This window comes from Kordiimonas sp. (assembly GCF_965216265.1).
In the GTDB taxonomy this organism is placed as follows: domain Bacteria; phylum Pseudomonadota; class Alphaproteobacteria; order Sphingomonadales; family Kordiimonadaceae; genus Kordiimonas.
On the sequence record NZ_OZ244153.1, the window covers coordinates 3,887,907 to 3,911,676 of the forward strand.

The following is a 23,770-nucleotide window of genomic DNA, read 5'->3' on the forward strand; positions in this document are numbered from 1 at the left end:
AGGCTAATATTACCTAATGGATTGAAAATTATCGGAAAATTTTACCGATCTCATGGGTGGGGCTGTGAATGGGATGCCAAAATGGCAGGGAAAATATTGCCGGGTCGGCAGGAAGTGTCTGGTTACATGGGAAGTTTTTGCCGAGGGTGGGCAAAAATTACAGGGTGGAGTTCACCGTGCCGGGCTGTGGGCCGCTTGTATTGCCTTCAGCCGCTTTGGCTTGCAGGCGTGCCTGATCGGCCAGGCCTTCCATGATGGTGCGGTTAATGCTGATAAGGTCGTCAACGGTTTCCGCGCCGCGTGCCACGGCGGAGGAATGTTTGGAAACCCAGATAGAAAGTGAGATGATGCCAGCGCGCAACTGGTCAGGCAAACTGTTGCCTTTTGTGCCACAGTCAGACGACAGCACAGACCACATGCGCCGGTTCCAGTCCAGCGCCTTCACAAGGTCTGCACCCTGGAAGTTTTTATCCCGAGCTTCAATCAGGGCATTCGTTACCTGTGCAAACAGGCGATACTCGATCTGGCTCGGGTTCTCTGAGGACTGTTGGGCCTTTTGATACGCTTGGTATGACATACTCTTTCCCGGTTAGGTTCCTTTACTCACTGTCCCCCAAGGCGTTCCTGTTCAAACGCGATCAGCTTTTTACAGGTGATGAGTGCCTTGTAATAGTTCCGGTCCATCACATCGCGGCTTATTTTAACACAGTTATCTATCGCCGCCGGAGTGCTAATCGCATTCATGAACTCAGTCATGCGCAGGACAAACTCCTCATAGTAGTTATCTGTGTCACCTTGCCCCATATACATTAACATAATCGGAAAATAGATCCGTTTAGCCGGGGTATCGACGTTTTCTTCCTGCATGATGTCTTTTTCACGCAGGATCGACGCCTTGTTGTGAACGATCAAAGTCGTCCGCCTGTCGGCATTTGCAATTACTGCGCCATTTATCACCAGCCGCTCGTCGGGCTTCAATGAAAGCTTCAGCGCCATACAGTCCTCCCTAAAATACCGGCCTCCGTCGCGCCTGATATGGCCGGTCCCGTTTAGATTCCCCTATATAGCATAAGGACATCGTCGCGAATACGATACAATAGGCGTTTGGCACCCCCCTTGCAAGCACGCAGCAACAGGTGCACATTAACTCAATAGTCCGGCAAACGCTCTGCGATCGGGAGGATTTCTTGGCAGCAACCAAAAGAAAAGCGCGCAATGGCAGCACGCAAGCGAAGGCTGCTGGCGCTCGCGGCAAAGCCGTGTCCAAGGCGCAGAAGGCAGGCCTGGCGGATACAAACCTCTCGATCAAGGAGGTTAAGGTCGCCCTGAAAAAGGGGCAGCAACACGCCGCCAACCAAGAGTGGCCCGAGGCGGTGACGGAACTGCTGAAAGCCTGGGAGGCCTTGCCTGAGGATATCAATATCCTCACGATTCTGGCACATGCTCTCACACAGCTTGGTGTGCGTGAACAAGCCATTTACGTTCTTGAGCGTGCGCTCCACTATCACAAGCCAACGCCGGATGTCTGTTCTGTAATCCAGAATCTGGCGCTGGACATGGGGTTCCATGAGATAGCAGAGAAATTGGGGCACCAGTTGGTGGCGATGGATCCGAAGACAATCAAGCATTATATTAACCTCTTCACCGCTTTGAACCGGCAGGAAAAATATGATCAAACGATCGAGATGGCGCAGCAGATGTTGCCTATGTTCCCAGATAGTGCCGATATGTGGAATGTGCTTGCCACGTCGGTGAAATACAGGGACGGCAAGGAAGCTTCTATCGTCTTTTATGAAGAGGCCCTGCGCCTGGACCCTAAAAATCACAAGGTTTTATGTAATCTGGCAGGAGCAATTGCTGATCAGGATGTAGCGCAGCAATATCTGGTTCGTGCTCTTGAGGTCGAGCCTTTGGACCCTGAAGTCCAGATCGCCAGTTCTATGTATCTATTCCGGAACGGTCGCCTTGAGGAGGCTTGGAAGTATTATAAGTCGCGCCTCAGCTCGCGCCGGGTGCAAACGCAGCAGATAACTTATACGCATCGGTTGCCGGAGTGGGATGGCCAAAGCTCACTCAAGGATAAAGTGGTTCTTGCGGCATGTGAGCAGGGCATTGGTGACGAGGTCATGTTCGGCTTGGGCCTGCGTGAAATCGAGAAGCATTGCAAACAACTTGTCATTGGCGTGGATCACCGCTTGGTGAAAATTTATCAACGTGCGTTCCCGGATGCCATTGTTACAGCCTATAGAGATGGCATGCTGCAAGGCTACCGTTACCGCGCTTTCCCGGAAGTTGAGGGCAAGATAAAACGTGGCGAGTTGCACGTGGACTATGCCATGCCGTTTGCGACAATTCTCCAGCACTTCTGGCATCAAACGTCAGACGTCAAATTCCCTGATAAGGGCTATCTGGGGGCGGACCCTGCGAAAAGCAATGAGTGGCGCGACCGCATTGAAGCGCTCGGGCCCGGCTTGAAAGTGGGGGTTACGTGGCAAAGCGGTACTGTAAGCGCTGCGCGGCAGTTTGGTTACCTAAAGCTCGATGATCTCTTGCCTATTCTGTCGGTTCCCGGTGTCCAGTTTGTGAATATGCAATATAGCGATGTGAGCAAACAGGTTGAGGAATTCACGAGCCGCACTGGCATCAAGTTACACCGGTTTGAGGATGTGAACCTGAAGGCGGATATCGATGCCAACCTCTCGATCATGGAACATCTTGATCTGGTGATCGGCCCAGCCATGTCCACACAGGTGTTTGCAGCCTCGATCAACCGGCCGGTCTGGTGGCTCACGCTTTATAAACCGTGGTGGAGCTTTGGAGCCGACGAGGGCATACCCTGGGCACCAAAAGGCCGGTATTTCCCGCGTTTCCCTGATAAGGACTGGAAACGGAACGTGGCTGATGTTGCTGCCGCGCTCAAAGACCGGGTGGCCAAGCATGGCAAGGCGTAACATCAACAACAGAAGGGTTGGTTGATATGCAGCCGCTTTTTATCTCGGAAGTTTCAAGCAACCATGCGCGGGATATGGACCGCTGCGTCGAGTTTATCAACCGCTCCGTTGCCATTGGTTGTGGCGCGGTGAAATTTCAGCTTTTCAAGATCGATGAGCTTTTCTCACCTGAAATACTGGAGCGCAGCGCAACCCACCGCGCCCGGCGTGAGTGGGAGTTGCCGCTTGAGTTCCTGCCTGAGCTCGCAAGCGCCTGTCACGACAGGCAGGCGGAGTTCTGCTGTACACCGTTTTATCTCAAGGCGGTGGAAGAGCTGGAACCTTATGTGGATTTCTACAAGGTCGCATCCTATGAGCTGCCGTGGCATGACCTGATCGCGGAATGCGCACGCACAGGCAAGCCGCTCGTGCTGTCTACCGGCATGGCCACGCTGGATGAGATCGGCGCAGCCGTGTGTGTTTTTAATGCGGCGGGAGGAAAAAATCTCACGTTGCTGCACTGCATATCGGGCTATCCCACGCCGTTTGAGAACTGTAATCTCGCTGCGATTGAGACGATCCGAAACGCGTTCGGGGTGCCCGTTGGCTGGTCCGACCATTCACGAAACCCCGCAGTGGTGCGCCGTGCTGTCAGCCGCTGGGGTGCCACAACAGTTGAGTTTCATATCGACCTTGATGAACAAGGGGCGGAATACCAGACCGGCCACTGTTGGTTGCCGGAAGAGATCGAGCCGGTGATCACCGAATGCCATCAGGCTTATATCGCCGACGGCAACGGCATCAAGACACCAACACCTGCGGAAGAGACAGACCGGGAATGGCGCGCGGATCCGTCTGACGGCCTGCGTCCTTTCCTGCATGTGAGGAAAACATGGCACCCTCAGTCCTGATCATTGTTGGTGCGCGTCTGAACTCAAGCAGGCTGCCGGGTAAACACCTGCTGGATCTGGCGGGGGAAAGTCTGATTGCGCGGCTGAAACCCCGGCTTGAAACAGCATGGCCTGAAGCCAGGCTCCTTCTTGCCACAACGTCTGATGATTATAATGCGCCGCTGGTTAGCGAGGCGGGCAGGGCCGGATATTATGTCTGCGCCTATGACGGGGACGTGAACGATCTGGTTGGCCGCGTAGATGCCGCCGTAAAACAGCATAACCCCGATGTGGTCTGTTATATCTGCGGCGACTGCCCGCTGATCGAGCCCACCACGCTGCATAACATGATTGCGGCTGTTGCGGACGGCGGTGACAAGGATGTTGCAAAACTTGACCTTGATGCTGTGGGCGGGGAAACTATCCATGAAGGTTTTGCGGTTTATAGTCGCCAGTTCTGGGATGCGATTGTTGAGGCCAGCATAGAGCCGTTTGAGCGTGAACATGTGGGTGTGGTGTACGGCAGGCTTGGTAAAGTAGGCCCGCGCGCTGTTGCCAGCGTGCCGGATGACCCCTTCTTTTCAACGCTCAAGCATCGTATCTCTGTAGATACGCCAGCGGATTATGCTTTTATGAAGCGGGTGTATGACGATTGGTATCAAAGCCACAGCCATGATGAGATCGTTGATCTCAAATGGGTGATGGACCAGTTGCATGCCGACCCGGCCTTGAGGGCTATAAACGCTCATGTATACCAGAAAGATATGCGGGAAAGTTCCAAACATGTCTGCATGCTGGTGGACTGCCGCGAGGGTGTTGGCCTTGGGCACCTGTCCCGCTGCCGCACGGCGGGCGAGATACTGCGCGACCGTATGGCCGCCAAGGTATCCTTTCTCATTATCGGGCAGCACACGGGCGTTGTGGACCTGCAGTTTTTTGACAGCATTTGGCAGGATGACTGGAGCGAGGTACAGGTGTGTGAGAAACTCGCAAGCCTGAAGCCTGATCTTGTATTCGCGGACTTCTCTTCTGAGCCTGACGGCCTTGAGGGTGTATTGGCTGAATGCCGCGATATGAACGTCAAGGTGTTGGGCTTTGACCGCATGGTCGAGGTTGATGGTTTTGACGGATATTATGTACCGTCCTTTTATGTGCCTGATCGTTGGCTTGAAAGGCGAAACGGCAATCTTGTTTACGGGTGGGACTGTTACCTGCTGCCCAATATCCGGCGCAGAACAAATGATGACGGTGCGGTGCAGAAGATTGTTGTGCTTACTGGTAGTACGGATGTCTCAGGCGCAGGTGACTGGTTGCCTGGCGTGTTGGACGCCAATGTGCCCAAAGGGGTCGAGATTGAGTGGGTGCAGGGCCCACGCGCGGCTGCGCCAAAGCTGGATGCGCTGGAACACAAAGGCAGATGGTCTGTGCTAAACGCGCCGGACAATCTTTCAAGCCGCCTTCACCAGTACGACGGTGCCGTCACGCTTTTTGGCATGAGCTTTTTTGAATGTGTAGCGGCGGGCTTGCCTACAGTGGTATTTGATCCGATTCATGCCCTGCAGAAAGAGGCATGGCAGACTTTTGCCGCCTCGGGCCTTGCGCTGGCGGTGGACGGTGAAGATGAGTTGCCCGAAGCTGTTGCGCGTTTAGCCACGGGCTGGAAACCCTCCGTTGACACATCGTCCTTTGTTGGTGGTGAACGCGGTGCGCAACTGGTTGAGTTTGTGCGCAAGCAACTGGCTGCCTAAACCGGGTCAATCCTGATCTTCACGGTGTCATAGACCCATTTTTCCCGCGCGATAGCGGTTTCCCGGTCATCTGCCGTCAGCACAAAAACACCAAAGCGTTGGCCATGGCTTCGTGTTTCCGGCAAGAGATCGCCGGGTTTGTACCAGATCTCAAATTTGCTGATCCAGTCTTTGGCGGTAACCTCCTCAAGCCCTTCAACCGAGTGAAACCGGCCGGGCTCCGCAAAAAAATACCGGTTTGAAACAGCCCTGTTCATGGTGGGGGCAAGCTCGTCCAGCACAACATCTTCGCCCAGCGCCATGCGAATAACGTTGCGCACATAATTCACACCGGTGCCGAGGGGCACAAGGCTCTCGCAGAAGTCCCCGCCGGAAAGGCGCGCTGCCACTTCAATGAGCGCAGGGCCGTCTTTCGTGAGCACTACATCGCCTTTCATCACGCCATGATCAAGGCCAATGGATTTGGCGGCTTTCAGTAGCATGGCTTCCACATCGTCAAAAGCGTCCTGATGGTCGCTTGGCTGCACGCCCCCGTTTTCCATAATCTGCGGTAGGAAGCGTTCCAGCACATCATAGTTGCGATCTGCATAGCCGGGGGTATGGATATGGCCGTTCACCATCAGGCTTTCAGTCGATATCTGGGGCCCTTCAAGGAAACTCTCAACCAGCACTTTGCCGTCAATCGCGTAAGCGAAGGCGCGGTCAAACAGTTCAGCAATATCTTTTGTGTCTGTTATCAAGCTCACCCCTCGCGACCCAGCTTCACTCAACGGTTTGATCACCAGTTTGCCGTACTCGTCAAAAGCGTCATGAACCTCGCGGGCGCTGCCCACAAGCCGGTAGTCAGGGATGCGCACACCGCCGCGCTTGAAGGCCTCTTTCATGGCAAATTTGTTGGTGGCGAGCTTTGCTGTTTCATGGCTGATATGCCATGTGCCCAGATGCTCGGCAATCTCGGCTACAATGTGGGGGATATCGCTGCCCATGGTTGCAACCCCGTGCACGGGTTTTTCCTGTGTATAGTCATCCAGAAACGCCTTCAGGGCTTTTGTATCGCGCGTGGATACCACGGCGAAGTCATCGGCGAACGCAAACGCGGGCGCATTCGGGTTCATGTCAACCGCAAGCGTGTTAATGCCCATGGCTTTGGCGGTATTGATCATGAAAGCCTGATCCTGGCTGGCACCAAGCACAAGAAGGCGCTTTTGGGGGTTGGGCATCGTGGTTATTCCATCTCAACAGTTATGGTTTCTCGTGCCTGATCGAGCAGGTGGTCAAGCGTTTCATGGTCGTTAGCCTGGCCATAAATAAAGCCGATCACAGCCGTATTATCCTGTATGGCGCTGACCTTAAAACCCGGCTCGCGACGGATGACAATATCGGCAATGCCGGGCAGGGCAAGGGCTTCGTGTGTGCCAATAACCTGCTTCAACATGCCCGTGCTCTCCGGGAAAATAGCAACCCAGCCCGCGACTTGCTCGGGTGCTGCGTAGGGCTGAGGTGATGGCGCGCGCCCGGTGCCAAGCGTGACCATATAGTCCCGCGCCGAGCAGGTGTTATAGGCCAGTGGTGCCGAATAGGTATTGGTTTCACCGTGAAAGCGCGGCGCTATTTCAAGTATAACGATATCATCGTTTGTCATGATGAAATCGCCCTTGACCGGGCCTTGGGTGATGCCCGCAGCTTTGGCAGCACTTGCGAGCGTGGCATATATCTTCTCGCGCTCAACGCTGCTCAAGCCCTTCGGCGGTGTGATCATGCCAGTGGGATAGCGGAGCGGAAGCGGTGAGAAGAAGCGCTCGATGATCTCGCAGCCATAAAACTCGCCGTGCCAGAGAATGCCATTTACGTCTATGTGGCGGCCATCTACCCAATGCTCAATAATAATGTCGATCGAATATCGTTTCGCGTGGGCGAGGGCTGGCGCAAGCTCAATTGCCTGCTTCACAAAGGTAACGCCGCGGCTGCCGCTGCTGTCTTTCGGTTTCACGATAACGGGCAGGTGGGCGGCTGCGTTTTCTTCCTCAACCCGCTTGGGCACGGTCAGCCCGGCACCTTCAAATATCCTGAGCGCAATATCTTTGCTGAGGCTGGCGTCAACGGCATCGGGGCTGCAATGTGGTAGGCCAAGTGCTTTCGCGACATATGCGGCAGACTTCAGGCCAAAATCGCCCCCCGCATAGACCGCGATGATATCATACTGCTCACGCCAAATATGAGCATGCTTGAGGATTGCTTCACCGTCAGTGCCATCTGTTTGGCAAAACGCATCTGCTGCATCCTTGAGGTAAGGATCTGGTGTGCTGTCGGTTAGCAGGACTTGCAGGCCTGCATCCTGTGCCCATGCCGTGGTGTGGCGCTGCAGGACCGAACCGCCGATCTGGATAATGGCTTTTGTTTTCACGGCACTTCTCCGCCCGACTTTGTCCTGACGGCCGAGGCCAAACCTTCGGTTTTCGGGAAGGTGCATTCAGCGCCGGTGAGTAGTGCTATTTCAAGGTAAAAAAAGTCAGTGCCGGGCCACATGGCGGGAAATAATTCATCCACAATTTGGTCGCCACACAGTCCGGGGTTAACTTCAAAGAGGAGAGGTATGTTCAACTCATTGATCCGAAAAGAAAAAAAGACAAAGCCTGTGGTGTTCCAACGCGCCAAAAGCTGCGCCACACTCGCGCCACACATACGCCGCACATCCGCGCACACATTGGGCCGTGGGCCCGCCACACCTTTCCCGATAAAACGGCCATTCTCGTCGGTTTCAACATGCTCGGTATAATAGGCGTGCCACAGCATTTTGCCGTCTCTCGCGGCGACGGAAACGCCAAATTCCTCCCCGCTTACAAGAGGTTGCGCGATATACATGCCGTTGATGGATGCGTTGCATGCCTGTTGGGCTGCGGCGCTTATCTCCTCCGGCTCACGGATCAGAAATACGTGCTCCTTACCCCTAAGCGGTTGATCTGGCTTGATAATCAAGGGGAGGGAAAGGCTTGGCGCCACACTTGGCGAAAGTTGTTCGCTTTCAATCGTCGGGACGTTCTCGTCAACACATTGTTTATAAAGAGAAAGTTTCGAGAGCGCTGCTTCTGCCAAATCATCCCCCTGTCCGGGAACATTTAGGGCGCTTGCTAGTTTCGCTGCCGTAATGTTCGCAGGGCCCGATGTTCTAGCCATAACATGTTGTATTTTATGGTTTTTTTTCTGCCATTCCAGTGCTGCTTCGACCGCTTTTTCCGCATCATAGGTGCTTACCCTGAGGGTGGCGTCGCATAGGCTCGCGTCGGGTGCCTGGTCGATCCCCAGCACCGCAAATCCGGCCTGTTTCGCCGCTTCAATCAGTCGCCTTTGGCCGCGCCCAGTGCCGATGGACGCGATATAAGGCTTTGTTGTGTGAGGCGAGTTTTCCAATGAAGTGTCTTTATTTTCAGAGGTTTAGTGACAGCCATTTGGTGCGCATCGTCTCAACGAGACCTTTGCCGTCGAGCTTGTAGATGTCCTCAAGCTCTTCGTTTGAGCCGGGCTCAATAAATTTGCAAGGCAGGCCGTGGCGGAGGAATTCACCCGGATAACCATTCTCCAGAAGCATGGTGCCGATCTGGGAGCCAAGGCCGCCATCAAGCACCGCTTCTTCGATCACGGCAACCTTGCGCGTATTTCCAATGAGCCGCATAAGTTCTTGTTCAGGCAGGGGTTTTATCTGCCTGATATTCACAAGCCTTGTGCGCAGACCCTTGGCGTCCAGATGTCCCTGCACTTCGCGCGCAGCGGCAAATTTGTTGCCGACGGTGATCATGACCATATCGTCCCCGTCGCCAAATACCTCCGGTTTGAGGATGCCAGCTTTATCTGTGGATGAACTCAAACCAAAATCATGCACCGGGCCATAGGGCATCATGATCAGCGTTGGCCCGCTTAGTTCATCAAGCGCCACGTCAATCATGGTTTGCAACTCAGGCCCGTCTTTCGGGTAGAAGACCCTGAGGTTCGGGATGGAGCGCAGGAAGGCGATATCATATATCCCGTGGTGAGTTGGGTTATCGTAACCGCTGAAACCGCTGCGGGCCGAGAGTATAAGCGTTGGCACGTTCATAAAGCACACATCGTGGATGATCTGGTCGAACGCTCGCTGCAGGAAGGTAGACTGGTAGGCGATAACCGGTTTCGCGCCGTCAAGTGCCATGCCAACCGTCATGGTCAGCGCGTGTTGCTCTTCCATTCCGGGGTCGAAACATCTGTCCGGATACTTGGAGAAGATGCCCGCAAGCCCGGTAGCATAGATGGTTGATGGCGTGATACAGGTGATCTTGTCGTCGCTGTCCATCCTACGCTCAAGCGCTTGTGCGGCATAATCCGGATAGGTTTTCTGCGGCGCGCTGTTGCCTGTTGGTGCCCCTGTTTCCGGGTCAAACGGGAATGAGAAATGCAGGCGGAACGGGTGGTTGTCCGCCGGTGCCCAGCCATTTCCTTTGACTGTTTTTGCGTGCACGACAGGCAGCGATTTAGCCTGCTTGGCTTCATCGAGGGCTTTGGTCATCTCCGCTATATTGTGCCCGTCTACTGGTCCGATATAGGTGCAGCCAAGGCTTTCGAACAGGGCTTTGGCCTTGCCGTCGCCAGATTGCAGCGCTTCATGTACCGCGCCAAAACCGGGGCTGATGGCAAAACCGTTGTCGTTCACGATCACCACAAGGTTAGTATCTTCAACCGCCGCGTGGTTCAACGCCTCAAGTGACGCGCCTTCGACAAGCGCGGAATCGCCTACCACAGCGACTACATGGTCCTCGTTACCGCGTAGCTTGCGCGAGAGCGCCATGCCGAGACCCACAGAGATCGCGGTGCCCGCGTGTGACGCCTCAATTGGGTCATGCTGGCTTTCCAAATGAGTGAGGAAGCGGCTCATACCGTCATATTTGTTCAAGCTTGGAAACAAATGCGCCCGGCCGGTGAGCAGCTTGTGAGTATACCCCTGATGGCCCGTGTCGAACAGAAACGGCACGTCGGGTGAGCGGAAACAGGCGTGCATCGCGATGGTAAGCTCAATCGTGCCCAGATTGGCGCCGATATGCCCGCCTGTCGCGCTGATGTTACGGAGAAGAAACGACCGGACATCAGCCGCGAGCGCATTGAGGCCACCCCCGTCTAGGTCTTGCACGTCTTTGGGGTCGCGAATGTCAGCTAACATTGTGCTCATGGTTTTATCCTAAATATTGTCCGCCGTTCACGTTGATAACTTGCCCGGTGATGAAAGACGCGGCGTCGGATGCGAGGAATACGGCGGCATGTGCCACGTCTTCCGGTGTTCCGATGCGCCCTATGGGCACCTGGTCGATCATGGCCTGCCTGTCGGTCTTGCTTGCCATGTGTTTCATCATGTCCGTCTCAATAAAACCGGGTGCCAGTGCGTTTACTCTCACCCCGTGTGGGGACAGCAAGCGACAGAGCGACTTTGTCAAGGTCAGCAGTGCGCCTTTGCTTGCTGCATAATGGGGTGCTTTGGGGCCACCAAATTGCCCGCCAACCGAACTCATGTTGATGATCGAGCCCTGGCCTCGCTCTATGAAATGGGGCGCGAGCGCCTGAACCAGGAAAAAGGGCGTTTTCAGGTTGGTCTCGAACATGATGTCCCATTCGGATGGGGTAATATCCTGATAGGGTTTTTGCTCCAGAATGCCAGCATTGTTCACCAGAATATCAACCTTGCCACATACGCCTATAGCATCGGCGGCCAGTTGTGCCGCGCTTGCTTCATCGGAAGCATCAAACTGCAGAACTGCAGCATCACCGCATTTTTTGGCTACCAGATCAGCCGCATCCCGGTTTTGGTGGTAGGTGATAATGGGGGAACCGCCAGCCTGAAACACAGCTTCTGCAACGGCCGCGCCGATCCCCCGTGAGGACCCGGTTATCAAGGCGACTTTTCCTGCCAGCGAAAAAGAGGTAAGCATGTCTTGTGTAGTCCTGCTTGCAATACAATGGCTTAGGTTTAACTTGGTACGAGCTTATCAGTTGTGTCGATGAAAGCAATAAATGTACCATTGTCTTGATAGGGCGGTGGTAATTTGAAATATATGTTTCGGGTGCGGAACGCATTGGAGTGAGCAATTGAAGCCAACGCTATATACAGCGTTTCATCTGAATTTGGCATTTTCCTCCATTGAGGTAGAGCAGCGCGCGGTTGTTGTGCAGAAGTGTTATTGGCCGCTGCTCAGGCTTGCGCGGCAAGGTTTCCCCATAGGCCTTGAGATGACAAGTTACACGCTGCGCGCCATCCGGGAGATTGACCCGACGTGGGTGGATGAGGCTAGAGCTCTTTTGGACGCCGGGCAGATCGAGTTCATTGGCAGCGGATATGTTCAACTTATTGGCCCCCTTGTACCGCCAGAGATTAACGAGTGGAACCTCAAACTCGGCCAGGAGGATTTTGAAGAGACCTTTGGCATAAGGCCAATGATAGCCTTGGTGAACGAACAAGCCTATTCGCCGGGGCTGGTGCCGATATATAAAGCGGCTGGCTTTGAAGCCCTGATTATGGACTGGGCAGAGCCTGCCAGCCATCACAGCGACTGGCGAAAAGAATATGCGCTTGAACCACAAACCCTGGTGGGGGCGGAGGGTACAACCATTCCTGTTGTGTGGTCAGACGTTATCTCCTTCCAGAAGTTTCAACGCTTTGCACATGGTGAACTTTCGGCAGCAGAATATATGGAATTTCTGGTGCTGCAGCTCAGCAAAGGTATGCGGGCCATGCCGCTTTATACCAGCGACGCAGAAATATTTGATTTCCGACCTGGCCGGTTTGAGAGTGAAGCATCGATTGATGGCATGAGTGAGTACGAACGTATCGGTTTGTTGCTGAGGGCTCTCAGGGACAGTGGGGGGGTGACCCTAGGGCTTCCTCGCGATGCGCTTAAATTCCTTCAGCCCGATAGGGCCCCAATTCAGCTGGAGAGTGCGGCTGCACCAGTGCCAGTAAAAAAGCAACGCAAATACAATGTATTACGCTGGGCAGTGACGGGCCGTAACGACCTTGCGCTTAACACTCACTGCTGGCGAATATTCCGAGGCTTGGTTGATGCTGGCGTAACGGAGCCAGAGCGCTGGAGAAACCTGTGCGAGTTCTGGTCAAGTGATTACAGGACACACATCACGGAAGCCAGATGGCTGGATCTGCAACAGCGGTTGCCCAAAAATGGTGTCATCAAAGCGGCGCCCAAAGAAAGCGAACGGAAGCGGCCCTTTGCGTCTGAGCCTAAGTTCGAAAGGCGCGGACGGTGGTTGGAAATTGAAGCAGGAGCGTGCCATCTAGTGCTCAATACCTCACGGGGGCTGGCTATTCAGGCAATGGGGTTCGGGCCATTACTGCCGCAGGAAGCAGGCGCGCCGGGCACGACAAGCCCGATTGGCACCTTGGCACACGGGTTTTATGACGACATTGCTTTTGGGGCTGATTTTTATAGCGGACATTTTGTCTATGAACCTCATGACAGCCACAAGGTAACCGATCTTGTAAAATGCGAGCCTGAAGTTTCTGTCAATCAGGCAGGGCAGGTGGAAATCCATGCAACGATAGCAACCTCGCTGGGGCCTGTTGACAAACAACTCCTTTTCGATCCGCAGGATTGTAGTCTGGCTGTTGAATATATCCATGATTGGCTTATGCCGTTGCCGGGCGCGGTAAGGCTGGGCTTTGTTACGTTAAACCCCCTTGTGTTTGACGTGCGACATCTGTTTTTCGAGTGCGAGAATGGCGGACGTTCCCAGCAAAGACATGCGTTGTCTAACGATGGCGTTCTATTGTCGTTGGATCATGGGCGAGCGGTATCCCGGCTGGTGTCGGCCACGACCGGACTCGGTATGACCGGAGGGACGCTTTACATTGGGGACAATCGGCACGTAGTAGCGCTTGAGATGGACCGGTGCGACGCGGCCGGTGTTGGGCTGATAACGTCTAGCGCTGTGCGCGACAGCTATTTTGTGCGTGCCGCAATCAGCGTAAGGGAGTCAGATGAAACGTCATCGCGCAAGGCGCTGAGCATGGCAGAAAATATAGCGGCACCCAAATTTCGATATAAAGTCTCCATACGGCAAGTTGCCGAATAAGAGGCAAAGAAGTTCTTTTGTTAGCGCATGGTGGGTGCTAAGTTTCTGTGGATAAAGCAAATTTGGGCTCAGGGAGATACCATATGTCTTTTACAGGGTTTGGGGGATCATCGGCCGACTTTGAAGGTAAGTCTATCCTCATCACTGGGGGGACTGGCTCGTTTGGCAAGACCCTGATGCGTCGACTGTTGGACGACCACAACCCGCGTAAGATTATCGTGTTTGCGCGCGGAGAGCTAAATCACTTTTTGCTCCAAAATACACTGACTGAAGCCGAGCAAAAAAAGGTCCGCTTTTTTATTGGTGATATCCGGGACCGTGATCGACTGGTTATGGCGATGCGTGGGGTGGATATCGTGGTGCATGCTGCTGCACAAAAGCAGGTTCCGCTCGCGGAATATAACCCGTTTGAGTGTATTCGCACCAACGTGATTGGCGCAGAGAATGTTGTTCAGGCTTCGATCCAGGCAGGGGTGAAGCAGGTCATTGCGCTTTCAACCGATAAGGCCGTGAACCCGATCAACCTTTATGGTGCCAGCAAGCTAGCATCCGACAAGATTTTTGTGGCTGCCAACTCGCTCGCTTCAGGCACGGGCACCCGCTTTGCAGTGGTCAGGTACGGGAACGTTCTTGGCTCAAGAGGCAGTGTGATACCGTTCTTTCGGGCACTTCTCAAAAAGGGCGCGACGGAGCTTCCTGTAACGGATGAGCGCATGACCCGTTTTTGGATCACACTTGAAGAAGCCGTGAATTTCACCATGTCGTGTTTCCCGATTATGCGTGGCGGAGAAATATTCGTTCCAAAAATACCCTCCATGCGCATACCGGATTTGATCGAGGCACTCGCGCCTGGCATGGCGATAAAGCACGTTGGTATTCGCCCGGGTGAAAAACTTCATGAGATCATGATCACCGAACATAACGCCAAGAGCACGATTGACTTGGGCGACCGCTACGTGATTGAGCCGGAATGGCATTTTTGGAAACGGGAAGACCTTCTTGATGAAGGCCACGAAGGCATGCCTGAAGGCTTCGAGTATTCGAGCGACAAAAATGACGATTGGCTTGGTGTGGAGGCTCTTAGGGAAATTTTGACCAAAATCCCTGAGGAAGGCGAATAGAAGACAAAGATGTCTGGCAAATTTCTTCCCTATGGACGCCATCAAATCGATGAAGACGACATCGCAGCGGTAGTCGATGTGTTGCGCCACGGTGTTTTGACTGGCGGGCCAAAGGTTGATGAGTTTGAAAACGCTTTTTCCCGCGTGACTGGAGCAAAACATGCCGTGGTTTGCTCTAACGGCACCACGGCCCTGCATCTTGCGGTGATCGCAGCCGGGATTGGCCCTGGAGATCAGGTTATCGTCCCGGCAGTAACCTTTCTGTCGACAGCTAACGCGGTGCGCATGGCTGGCGCGGATGTGATTTTCGCCGATGTCTGCCCCGATACAGGCCTCCTAACTGCAGAGACATTGATAGCGGCACTTTCAAGGTGCGAAAACGCTGTGGCCGTTATGCCTGTTCACTTGAATGGGCAGTGCGTGGAGATGCCTAGACTTGACGGCATTATTCAGAAACATTTTCTCAAGGTCATAACGGACTGTTGCCATGCTTTGGGGGCGCAGTATGCGGGCGGCGGCGGTCCGGGTGACGGGCAGTATGAAGACTTTGCTTGCTTCTCGCTCCATCCGGTCAAGTCGATAGCGATGGGTGAAGGCGGTGTCGTGACGACAAATGACGCTTCGATTGCGAAACGCCTGAGGAATTTGCGTGGCCACGATATGCGGCGCGACCCTGAGGACTGGAAAATGCCCAGTGGTTTTGCACCAGATGGCGAGCCAAACCCCTGGTATTATGAAATGCACGAGCTGGCCTATAATTACCGGGCGACCGATATGCAGTGCGCGCTAGGCCTCAGCCAGCTTGGTAAGTTGGGTGGGTTCGTGCGGCGTAGGGCAGAAATTGCCGATCGTTACGATGCGGCGCTTACTGGGCTTTCCAATGCGTTGAAGCCTGTGCAGCGTACATCGCTTGCGGCGTCGGCTTGGCATTTATATCCGGTTTTGATTGACTTTAAAGCGGTCGGGATAAGTCGCGCCGAGCTTATGCGAAGCTTGCATGGGCACGGTGTGGGAACGCAGGTGCACTATGTGCCGGTCCCGTGGCAACCTTACTATCGAGAGTTATGCGGAGAGCCGGACTTTCCGGGGGCAGAGCGCTATTATGAAGCGGTGCTGAGTTTGCCAATTTTCCCGGGAATGAGCGACAGTGATGTGGATAGGGTAGTTGCTGCTCTCAAGCAAACTTTGGGGCTTACAGAGTAAACATTATCCTCAAAACATTGCGCCAGCCTGGTCAGAAACGCTGCTGCGTTCCTGACCAAAAGGCGTCGGTATAATGTCATGAGGTTTGCCAAGACCGTCTGGCCTAGCCTTACCCTTGGAAGAGGGAGAGGATAGATTGTGGCGACTGGTTGGCGATCGACAAAGCCTGGATGCCCAGTTGCTGCTTCACCTGTAGTGCCTGAAGGTTGGCGCTTTCTTTGGCCATGTCGGCGTCAACGAGGTTACCAATGCCGACCTCAATCACGTCTGCAAGGCGACCTGCGAAACTCCGGTTTTGCTCCAGCGCCGTGGAACCCGACCCGAGCTGTGTCAGCACGGAATTGAGATTGTCGATGGAGTCGCCAATGTTCGTCACCGCAAGTGCGGCCGTGGTTTGGGTGGATATGTCCTGGCTGGAGGTCACTGTAATATTACCGCCGCCAAGTGTCAGGGCCTGGTGATTTACCGTCAAGGTCTGGGTAGCATCGGCATTGGTGATCGCGACAATCGCGTCCGTACCGCCATCGATCAGGTTGGTGCCGTTGAATTCTGCGTTTTCCACGATGGTGGTGACCTGGTCGCGTAGCGCAGCAAAGTCTTGGCTGAGGGCGTTTCGACTGGTGGTGTCGAGGCCTTGGTCAGCGGCGGCAACAGCTTTTTCTTTCATCTCCAGAAGGAGGTCAGAGATTGCGCCAGCTGCGGCAAGTGCCACGTCAACGGTTGAAATGCCGCGATCAAGGGATTGCTTGACAGCGTTCAGGCCCTTCACATCGCCCCGCAACTTTTGCGCGATTGAGAAGACCGCTGCGTTATCCTTGGCAGAAGAAATTTTCAGACCTGTATTGATCTTGGTCTGTGTCGTTTCAAGCTGTTTGCTTGTATGGTTCAAGTTACGAAGTGCATCAAGTGCACTGGCGTTCACATTAATTGAAAAGGTCATTTAACCTCTCCTTCTCATGACAGTTATACCCGGCCGTCATTTCGGCTTGGTTTGGTAAATGCAAACGGTGTGCCAATTTTTAAAATATATAAAGTATTGATTTATATAGATAAAATATAGAATTTTGCTCGATAGACGTTTTGTAGAAAAGTTGGCTGAGGGCATAATGTGCCACTGCGGATAGGCGGGGAATGCAACATCTGCCGGTTTGGGCTGAAGAGGAAAGGGGGCCGTTGAAGGGACTGGAAATGCGAGTTGCTATTTGCCCTGCGGCAGAAACGTGGAGGTCCGGATGGATCCGTTATTCTTCTTTGGGCTCTTCTTCTCGCCGCCACGCTTTGAAGTTGTGCTTTGCCCAGCCGCTGCGGCACCCGTGTCAGGAATAAAGACCGACGGGCGGGCGGAACTGACGAGCTGCGTGCTAGGCTGGCTGGAAACACTTTCCTGCCGGTGAAATGCGAGAAGTTCGTTTTGGAAGCGGCCTGACGCTGAAAGGTCAGGAGCGGAGGGTGGTGAGCCAACAGGGACGCGCAGGAGCGCGAGTAACGCTGCCTGCGGGTTGACTTGCATAACTAGATCACCTGGTTGAGGGCTAGTGAAGTGGGGCGACCGCGTGGTGCTGGCTGTGCTGCGGCATTTTTGCCGTAGCCGACCACCGGGCGGTTTCTCTTTGCTACTTCTTCACCGACGCTGCGAATTAGTCCTTCGCTCACGGATTTGAGCCGAAGAACCACACGTGCGTGGTCTCTCAGAACTTCCCGGAACGTGTCCGTAAGGTCCTTAAGGTAGGTTCGCTCGTTCGAGCCTTTCGGACCAAGCGTGTGTTCATTCACCCGAACCCGGTTCAGCGTCTCGCGGTATTCAGCCATAAGGCGGCTTTTCTCACCGTGCAGCTTTTGCGCGTCGCGGGGCTTGCGGTCTTTCAACAGCTCTGTCTCGCGGCTGATAAGCTCAGTAAGCGAAATTGTCAGTTTTGCGAGTTGGGAGCCGTGGCCCGTAATAATCGGCGCTTCCACGGTGTTTGGTTTTAAGGGAAGGGGGTCGAGTGGCATCTACACCTCCTGCATTTTAAGAAGCTCGCGGTACACATTGCCCGCGATGCCAATGCCGCCGTTGCGAGCGATTGATTTACTGGCTTCATCTACCATCATGGAGCGGTACACGCCTTCGGCAGGTCCGCCACCCATAAGGCCGTCGGTCGGGAGAGCCTCGAACATTGGGTTAAGCATCTGGGCGATGAAAACTGCCTCAAATTTTTCAGCAGCGTCGCGCGCGGAGGCTTTTTGTGCGTCCGTAAGGTTGCTGCCGAGAGTGCCGACACCGTTCTTAGCGGCGGCGAACTGGGCATCCATCACTTGGGCTTGGGCCATATTTACATGCTGTGCTTGCATTACATCACCTGAATTTCGGCTTGCATCGCACCAGACGCTTTAATCGCCTGCAGGATGGAGATCATGTCGCGTGGGCCAACACCAAGGGCATTCAGGCCATCAACCAGGTCTTGCAGCGTGACGGAAGGCGGCAACACGGTAAGTTTTTCCGTGCCGGTTTCTTCAACATTTACGGTGCTGCGCGGCACGACCTGTGTCTGGCCACCCTGTGCGAATGCACCGGGCTGTGACACTTGTGGTTGCTCGGAAATGCTGATCGTCAGGTTACCCTGTGCAATTGCAACGGAATTGATGCGAACCTCTGAGCCCATAACGATAATGCCAGTGCGTTCGTCAATAATGACGCGCGCTTTCTGGTCAGGTGTAACAGCGATCTGCTCAATGGTGGTGAGAATGTCCACAAGGGCCATTTCATACCCGATCGGGCGATCAAGCTGGATGGTTGCAGGGTCAAGCAGGCGCGCCATGTTGGTGTTCAGGTGGGAGTTGATCGCCTGTGTGATGCGCTGTGCTGTGGTAAGATCCGGGTTGTGCAGTGAAAGCTTAACTGCCGTAAGGTCGCTGAGCTCAAATGGTATTTCACGTTCCACGATACCGCCGTTTGCGACACGGCCGTTTGTTGGTACGCCCTGCACAATGGAGGCTGCTTCACCTTGAGCACTGAAACCGGCAACAGCAACTGAACCTTGGGCAACGGCATAAACTTCACCGTCGGCGCCGAGAAGCGGTGTAGCGATAAGCGTGCCGCCCTTCAGGTCCTCTGCATCGCCCATCGAGCTTACTTGAACATCGATCCGGGTGCCTTGGCGCGCAAATGAAGGAAGCGTGGATGTTACCATGACAGCCGCCACATTCTCCGGGCGCATTGTCTCACCCTTGGCGTTTACACCAAGGCGCTCCAACATTGCAGTGAGGCTTTGTTCTGTATAGGGGGTGTTCCGAAGGGTATCACCAGTGCCGTTAAGGCCAACAACCAGGCCGTAGCCGATCAGTTGGTTTTCCCGGATACCTTCAACCGAAACAATGTCCTTGATGCGGGATGAAGCACCAGCTTCATTCGGCATCATCATAGCCACGGCAAGTCCGGCTACAGCAACGAGCTTCTGGAAGAAAGATTTATGCAACATGCTTCGGCACCTTTGTAACGTCGCCCGGCGCTTTTTGCCGGACATGGAAATCTCAGCCAAAGTAATGCGAAGATTGTGCCAACTTACCGTGGGGGCTAATATGTTGTAATTTAATGGAAAAATATCGGGCGTTAGTTTAACATGGATAAAATTTCCGGATGAGTGTAGCAAAGCTTGCTCATAGCGCTGCCAAGGATTAATTTGTTAGCATGAAGATTACCGGCCCCGGGCAAGTACAATCCAAGACCATCAAGAAGGCGTCGCGCAAGCAGGCGAGCGAAGGCTCTGCCTTTAGCGGTGAACTTGAGGGGCCGGCAAGTACACATGCTGCCTCCAAAGCATCGGCGACGAGTCCTCTGGCACCCGTTAATGCACTTCTTTCCTTGCAGGAAGTGCCAGACTCGACACAGTCGCGGTCAAAGGGGCTTAAGCGGGCGGAGGAAATGCTTGATATTCTTGAGGAAATTCGGAAAGGCATTCTTCTGGGGTCTATCCCAGCCAGTAATTTGCGGGGGCTTGCGGATCTCGCAAGGAATCAGCGTAGTAAAACCGAAGATCAACGGTTGAACGGCGTGCTGGAAGAAATCGAATTGCGGGCCGAGGTTGAACTGGCAAAACTTGGCGTTTGATTCCAATCACTTGGCATTCTTTTAAATCTTGCTGAAAGCGCCAGTTCTGGCGCTTTTTTATTACGTCTTGTACTGACAGCCGGAAATCATTATATAACGGCGCGGGTCTTCGGGGGATTACTAGGCGAAGATCGGAAATGTGTATTTGTTAGGGAGTGACAATGGCGGAAACAATGACAGCGACAGCAACCGTATTGCCCGAAGGGTACCAGCCGTCGCCAGACGAAGAATTTATGAATAATCTCCAGCTTGAGTATTTCAGGCGCAAGCTGGAAGGGTGGAAACAGGATATTCTCCGAGAGTCTGCGGAAACACTGCAAAATCTCCAGCAAGACAATCTGCGTGAGCCAGATATTGCCGACCGTGCGTCGTCAGAAACTGACTGGTCGGTTGAACTGCGTACCAGAGATCGTCAGCGTAAGCTTGTTTCAAAAATTGATGCTGCGCTTCGCCGTATTGAGAACGGTGAATATGGTTATTGTGAGGTAAGTGGCGAGCCTATCAGCCTTCGTCGGCTTGATGCGCGCCCAATCGCGACAATGACCATTGAAGCGCAAGAGGCCCATGAGCGCGCGGAAAAAGTACACCGCGACGACTAATACCTGAGGCCAGCGTTGAAGTGAAAAAGGGAGCTTTTGAGCTCCCTTTTTTTGTCATTCGGGTCAGAATTTATATCCTGCCAGCTATCGCCGGGCTTGATGCGGATGTGATTTCTATCGAGGCGTCTCGTTCGGACATGGAGATACTGGATGTATTCAAACGTTCTGGATATGCGAACGATATAGGTTTGGGGGTGTATGATATCCACGCACCTCGTTGCCCAGATCAAACGGAAATTGAAAAAAAGATACGAGAGGCTGTATCGACGCTTGATCCCGGCCAGATATGGGTGAACCCGGATTGTGGTTTGAAGACACGTCGGTGGGAAGAGGTTAAGCCAGCACTGGCCAACATGGTAAATGCTGCAAAATCCCTTAGGAACGAATCGATTCGTTAGGATTCCTAATTAGCAAAAAAAGAGGCCGGGACATAATGCCCGGCCTTTGTCAGTTGGCTTTATTTTCGGTAAGTAGTTCCTAGTTTCTCTCCATAGTCCTCCTTGGTTAGATCACATTAGAACGGGAATATGATGTCATACAGTTGGGTCCCATAACGTGGCTGTTGGACATCGGTAATCTGGCCTTTGCCGCCATAACTGATGCGGGCTTCGGCAATCTGGGTGTGTGAGATGGTGTTGCCGCTCGAGATATCCTCAGGGCGGACAATACCGGCGAGCAAGAGCTCGCGTTTTTCAAAATTAACACGTACTTCCTGGCGGCCCTGGATCACAAGGTTGCCGTTTGGCAGTACCTCTGTAACGATCGCGGCCACGGTCATGTTGATCGCTTCCGAGCGGTCAACTGAGCCGGTTCCGGCATAGGAAGAACCTGAGTCTGCGCCAACAAGTGAACTGGCACTGAAAGCATTTGCCGCAGCGGCATTGCCGTTTGTTGCGCCAGCATCTGCGGCACGCTGGTTAAAGAGAGCATGCGGAATGGCAGCTTCCAGCCCAAGGAAGTTTGGTAGGCCAGCGCTTTCGGCGGTTGAACGCGAGCGAGCAGTTGAGTTGCCAATCTGGGCACTATCTGAAATCGCGATATTAACTGTAACGATATCCCCGATGTTGGACGCGCGCTGGTCTTTGAAGAAAGCACGGGCACCGGTGCGCCACAGCGAGTTGGGCTGGTACCGATCAGGCGTGTCCTGAGGCATTGGCAGGCTGATCGACCGCTGTGCGACAGGGGCCTTGATATCCTTGATCGGTGTCAGGTCGGGCGCTTTGCCGATATCTGATATACGGTCAGCAGCGCCACAGGCTGCGAGCGAGGTAAGTGCTGCAACAAGAAGTGTTTTCTGAACAAATTGTTTTAACATGGCTGCCTCCTCATTACATCGCGGCAAGCGTTAAAGAATTGCTGGATACCTGTACCTGGCCCGAGTTGAGCACTTTCGCGTCAACCGTCTGTTTGGACTTGGTATTCATCACCCGGATGGTGTCACCGTTACCGCCATTTTCAAGTGCGCGGCCCGAGGCGCTTAGGGAAAGCGCGCCGGCGCTAACTATCATCGTAACGATGCTGCCTTTCTCGACGACGACTGGCAGCGCCACGTCAGTGGAGAACAGTGTTTTTCCTGGGCGTATAGCCCGTTTTACCACGAGGCCAACAAGGTCAGACTGATCAAGCACGACACGGGCATTGATCTGGCGCACCGGAAATTTGGTCCACTCAATGTCACTGGAGCGAATAACCTCACCAGGTGTCAGGATACGGTTGAGGGTTGGCACCATGCGAACCTCTTCAATCCGGCCAGAGATGCTGAGCCGCTCTGGCTCCACGCCACCTGTTGGGATCAAGGCAACCGCATTGAAACGGTCACGGCGATCACTCATTTCAAAGCTTTCGATCTCGACGTCATTGGCTGTGGCGTCCGCTGGCAAATAGAGGCCGGTACGCCGACCGTAAATCTGGATTTCCACGTCACTTGACAAGCCTTGCCGCTGTATCTCGGTCATAACCAGATTTGACAGGTCATCGAGGGAGAAGCTGTTGCCTTCACGGTAAACCCGTACACGCTTCAGATAAGTCGGGCGTTCCCAATCCAACTCGAACTGTTCTGCGATGCGCTCTAGCTCATATGAGCTCAGTTGCTTAGCTTTACCTGGTGCTGGAGCTTCCATGACAATTGTCTCGGCCGCAGCCCCGGCATCTGTGAACAGATCACCAAGTTTGATAACAGGGTCTATTACAGACAGTTGCTCACGTAGCTCGTGTGCGACCGCCGCAGGTGCGAGAGCCCCGCACATGAGGGCGGCGATCACCGCCCTTTTGTATGTTTGTTTAAGCTTCTGCATCATATCCTCCTATTAGCGAAGGTTATTGGCTGCTTGGAGCATCTCATCGGAGGTCTGGATGACCTTGGAGTTGAGCTCGTAAGCGCGCTGTGCAGAGATCATGGAGGTGATTTCACCTACCGCGTTCACATTGGACTGCTCAAGGAAACCCTGAACGATCTTGCCGAAGCCTGGCAAGCCAGCTTGGCTCACGTTGGGGGCCCCAGATGCCTGGCTTTCAAGGTACATGTTCCCACCGATGGCTTCTAAGCCTACTTCGTTAGGGAAGGTGACCATGTCAAATGTACCGATATCTGCCGGGTTGGTTTGGCCATCCTGCTTCACAGATACGACGCCCTGTTCGTTGATGGAAACATCAACGGCATCCTGCGGGATTACGATTTGCGGTTGAACCGGGTAGCCCTCTGGCGTTACGAGGCGACCATCCTGGTCAACCTGGAACGAGCCGGCCCGTGTGTAGGCGGACTGCCCGTCAGGCAACTGGATCTGGAAGAACCCACGCCCGTTAATGGCAACATCATATTGGTTGCCCGTGCTTGAAAGGCTTCCTTGGTCCGTAATGCGATATACGCCTGCGGCACGTACGCCGACACCAACCTGAATACCACTTGGAACCGTCGTGCCTGCGTCAGATGAGCTGGCGCCAACGCGCTCGATATTCTGGTACAAAAGATCCTGGAACTCTGCCCGCTGGCGTTTGAAGCCAGTGGTGTTCATGTTTGCGATGTTGTTCGAGATGACCTCGATATTGAGCTGCTGTGCGAGCATGCCCGTCGCTGCTGTGCTTAATGCTTTCAT

23 protein-coding genes and 1 pseudogene are annotated in these 23,770 nt (G+C 53.9%); 9 read left to right on the plus strand and 15 right to left on the minus strand.

Annotated features, from left to right (window positions below; translation table 11 throughout):
* Positions 1–157: 157 nt before the first annotated feature.
* The gene (gene flaF / locus ACOOGA_RS18035; protein WP_417461872.1) at positions 158–577 is read right to left on the minus strand and encodes a flagellar biosynthesis regulator FlaF; all 420 of its coding nucleotides are present in this window, start codon (positions 575–577) and stop codon (positions 158–160) included.
* A 26-nt stretch (positions 578–603) separates the two neighbouring features.
* Positions 604–996, minus strand: a complete 393-nt coding sequence (flbT, locus tag ACOOGA_RS18040) for a flagellar biosynthesis repressor FlbT (RefSeq protein WP_417461871.1) — start codon at positions 994–996, stop codon at positions 604–606.
* Between the two features lie 191 nt (positions 997–1,187).
* Between flbT and ACOOGA_RS18045 the strand changes: the two genes are divergently transcribed.
* From ACOOGA_RS18045 to ACOOGA_RS18055, 3 genes are read left to right on the plus strand one after another with little or no spacing between them, the layout of a single operon-like run.
* Positions 1,188–2,951, plus strand: a complete 1,764-nt coding sequence (locus ACOOGA_RS18045) for a tetratricopeptide repeat protein (protein WP_417461870.1) — start codon at positions 1,188–1,190, stop codon at positions 2,949–2,951.
* Positions 2,952–2,977: 26 nt separating this feature from the next.
* Positions 2,978–3,841: an N-acetylneuraminate synthase family protein gene (locus tag ACOOGA_RS18050; RefSeq protein WP_417461869.1), complete on the plus strand. Its 864-nt coding sequence runs from the start codon at positions 2,978–2,980 to the stop codon at positions 3,839–3,841.
* On the plus strand, positions 3,823–5,568 hold the full coding sequence (locus tag ACOOGA_RS18055; protein WP_417461868.1) for a cytidylyltransferase domain-containing protein: 1,746 nt from the start codon (positions 3,823–3,825) through the stop codon (positions 5,566–5,568). The genes ACOOGA_RS18050 and ACOOGA_RS18055 overlap by 19 nt, the downstream gene beginning before the upstream one ends.
* On the opposite strand, the gene ACOOGA_RS18060 is transcribed toward ACOOGA_RS18055, so the two are convergent.
* Genes ACOOGA_RS18060 through ACOOGA_RS18080 form a run of 5 tightly spaced genes read right to left on the minus strand, consistent with a single transcriptional unit; the run spans position 5,565 to position 11,477 of the window.
* Positions 5,565–6,788, minus strand: coding sequence for an ATP-grasp domain-containing protein (locus tag ACOOGA_RS18060; RefSeq protein WP_417461867.1), 1,224 nt, complete (start codon positions 6,786–6,788; stop codon positions 5,565–5,567). The two genes, ACOOGA_RS18055 and ACOOGA_RS18060, sit on opposite strands and share 4 nt — an antisense overlap.
* 5 nt (positions 6,789–6,793) lie before the next feature.
* Positions 6,794–7,972 carry an ATP-grasp domain-containing protein gene (locus ACOOGA_RS18065; RefSeq protein WP_417461866.1) on the minus strand — a complete coding sequence of 393 codons (1,179 nt, stop codon included), beginning with the start codon at positions 7,970–7,972 and terminating at the stop codon, positions 6,794–6,796.
* Entirely contained in the window at positions 7,969–8,976 is a 1,008-nt protein-coding gene (locus tag ACOOGA_RS18070; RefSeq protein ID WP_417461865.1) for a hypothetical protein, read from the minus strand. The genes ACOOGA_RS18065 and ACOOGA_RS18070 overlap by 4 nt, the downstream gene beginning before the upstream one ends.
* Before the next feature lie 16 nt (positions 8,977–8,992).
* Complete coding sequence (locus ACOOGA_RS18075) at positions 8,993–10,759, minus strand: 1-deoxy-D-xylulose-5-phosphate synthase (protein ID WP_417461864.1); 1,767 nt, start codon at positions 10,757–10,759, stop codon at positions 8,993–8,995.
* A gap of 4 nt (positions 10,760–10,763) precedes the next feature.
* Entirely contained in the window at positions 10,764–11,477 is a 714-nt protein-coding gene (locus tag ACOOGA_RS18080; RefSeq protein WP_420429144.1) for an SDR family NAD(P)-dependent oxidoreductase, read from the minus strand.
* A gap of 229 nt (positions 11,478–11,706) precedes the next feature.
* Here ACOOGA_RS18080 and ACOOGA_RS18085 point away from each other — a divergent pair, with 229 nt between their 5' ends.
* From ACOOGA_RS18085 to pseC, 3 genes are all read left to right on the plus strand, one after another.
* Positions 11,707–13,668, plus strand: coding sequence for a glycoside hydrolase family 57 (locus ACOOGA_RS18085; RefSeq protein WP_420429146.1), 1,962 nt, complete (start codon positions 11,707–11,709; stop codon positions 13,666–13,668).
* Positions 13,669–13,751: 83 nt separating this feature from the next.
* Positions 13,752–14,789, plus strand: a complete 1,038-nt coding sequence (gene pseB / locus ACOOGA_RS18090; RefSeq protein WP_417461861.1) for a UDP-N-acetylglucosamine 4,6-dehydratase (inverting) — start codon at positions 13,752–13,754, stop codon at positions 14,787–14,789.
* 9 nt (positions 14,790–14,798) lie between these two features.
* On the plus strand, positions 14,799–15,992 hold the full coding sequence (gene pseC / locus ACOOGA_RS18095; RefSeq protein ID WP_417461860.1) for a UDP-4-amino-4,6-dideoxy-N-acetyl-beta-L-altrosamine transaminase: 1,194 nt from the start codon (positions 14,799–14,801) through the stop codon (positions 15,990–15,992).
* Positions 15,993–16,101: 109 nt separating this feature from the next.
* Here pseC and ACOOGA_RS18100 read toward each other — a convergent pair whose 3' ends face one another.
* From ACOOGA_RS18100 to flgI, 5 genes are all read right to left on the minus strand, one after another.
* Positions 16,102–16,932 (minus strand): flagellin, encoded by an 831-nt coding sequence (locus tag ACOOGA_RS18100; protein ID WP_417461859.1) that lies wholly within the window; start codon positions 16,930–16,932, stop codon positions 16,102–16,104.
* A gap of 258 nt (positions 16,933–17,190) precedes the next feature.
* Positions 17,191–17,502, minus strand: coding sequence for a hypothetical protein (locus ACOOGA_RS18105; RefSeq protein WP_417461858.1), 312 nt, complete (start codon positions 17,500–17,502; stop codon positions 17,191–17,193).
* Between the two features lie 2 nt (positions 17,503–17,504).
* Positions 17,505–17,984 carry a hypothetical protein gene (locus tag ACOOGA_RS18110; RefSeq protein WP_417461857.1) on the minus strand — a complete coding sequence of 160 codons (480 nt, stop codon included), beginning with the start codon at positions 17,982–17,984 and terminating at the stop codon, positions 17,505–17,507.
* Positions 17,985–18,323, minus strand: a complete 339-nt coding sequence (locus tag ACOOGA_RS18115) for a rod-binding protein (protein WP_417461856.1) — start codon at positions 18,321–18,323, stop codon at positions 17,985–17,987. It lies immediately after the preceding gene.
* Entirely contained in the window at positions 18,323–19,450 is a 1,128-nt protein-coding gene (gene flgI / locus ACOOGA_RS18120) for a flagellar basal body P-ring protein FlgI (protein WP_417461855.1), read from the minus strand. Before flgI ends, ACOOGA_RS18115 begins: the two co-directional genes overlap by 1 nt.
* Before the next feature lie 209 nt (positions 19,451–19,659).
* On the opposite strand from flgI, the gene ACOOGA_RS18125 reads away from it, so the two are divergent.
* The 3 genes and pseudogenes from ACOOGA_RS18125 to ACOOGA_RS18135 all read left to right on the plus strand — a co-directional run.
* On the plus strand, positions 19,660–20,079 hold the full coding sequence (locus ACOOGA_RS18125; protein WP_417461854.1) for a flagellar assembly protein FliX: 420 nt from the start codon (positions 19,660–19,662) through the stop codon (positions 20,077–20,079).
* Between the two features lie 173 nt (positions 20,080–20,252).
* The gene (gene dksA / locus ACOOGA_RS18130) at positions 20,253–20,678 is read left to right on the plus strand and encodes an RNA polymerase-binding protein DksA (protein ID WP_420429148.1); all 426 of its coding nucleotides are present in this window, start codon (positions 20,253–20,255) and stop codon (positions 20,676–20,678) included.
* A 74-nt stretch (positions 20,679–20,752) separates the two neighbouring features.
* Positions 20,753–21,076 (plus strand): annotated as a pseudogene (locus tag ACOOGA_RS18135) (5-methyltetrahydropteroyltriglutamate--homocysteine S-methyltransferase); the annotation flags it as partial.
* 116 nt (positions 21,077–21,192) lie between these two features.
* On the opposite strand, the gene flgH reads toward ACOOGA_RS18135, so the two are convergent.
* From flgH to flgG, 3 genes are read right to left on the minus strand one after another with little or no spacing between them, the layout of a single operon-like run.
* Complete coding sequence (gene flgH / locus ACOOGA_RS18140; RefSeq protein ID WP_417461852.1) at positions 21,193–21,993, minus strand: flagellar basal body L-ring protein FlgH; 801 nt, start codon at positions 21,991–21,993, stop codon at positions 21,193–21,195.
* Between the two features lie 13 nt (positions 21,994–22,006).
* Entirely contained in the window at positions 22,007–22,975 is a 969-nt protein-coding gene (gene flgA, locus ACOOGA_RS18145) for a flagellar basal body P-ring formation chaperone FlgA (RefSeq protein WP_420429150.1), read from the minus strand.
* Positions 22,976–22,984: 9 nt separating this feature from the next.
* Entirely contained in the window at positions 22,985–23,770 is a 786-nt protein-coding gene (flgG, locus tag ACOOGA_RS18150) for a flagellar basal-body rod protein FlgG (protein WP_417461850.1), read from the minus strand.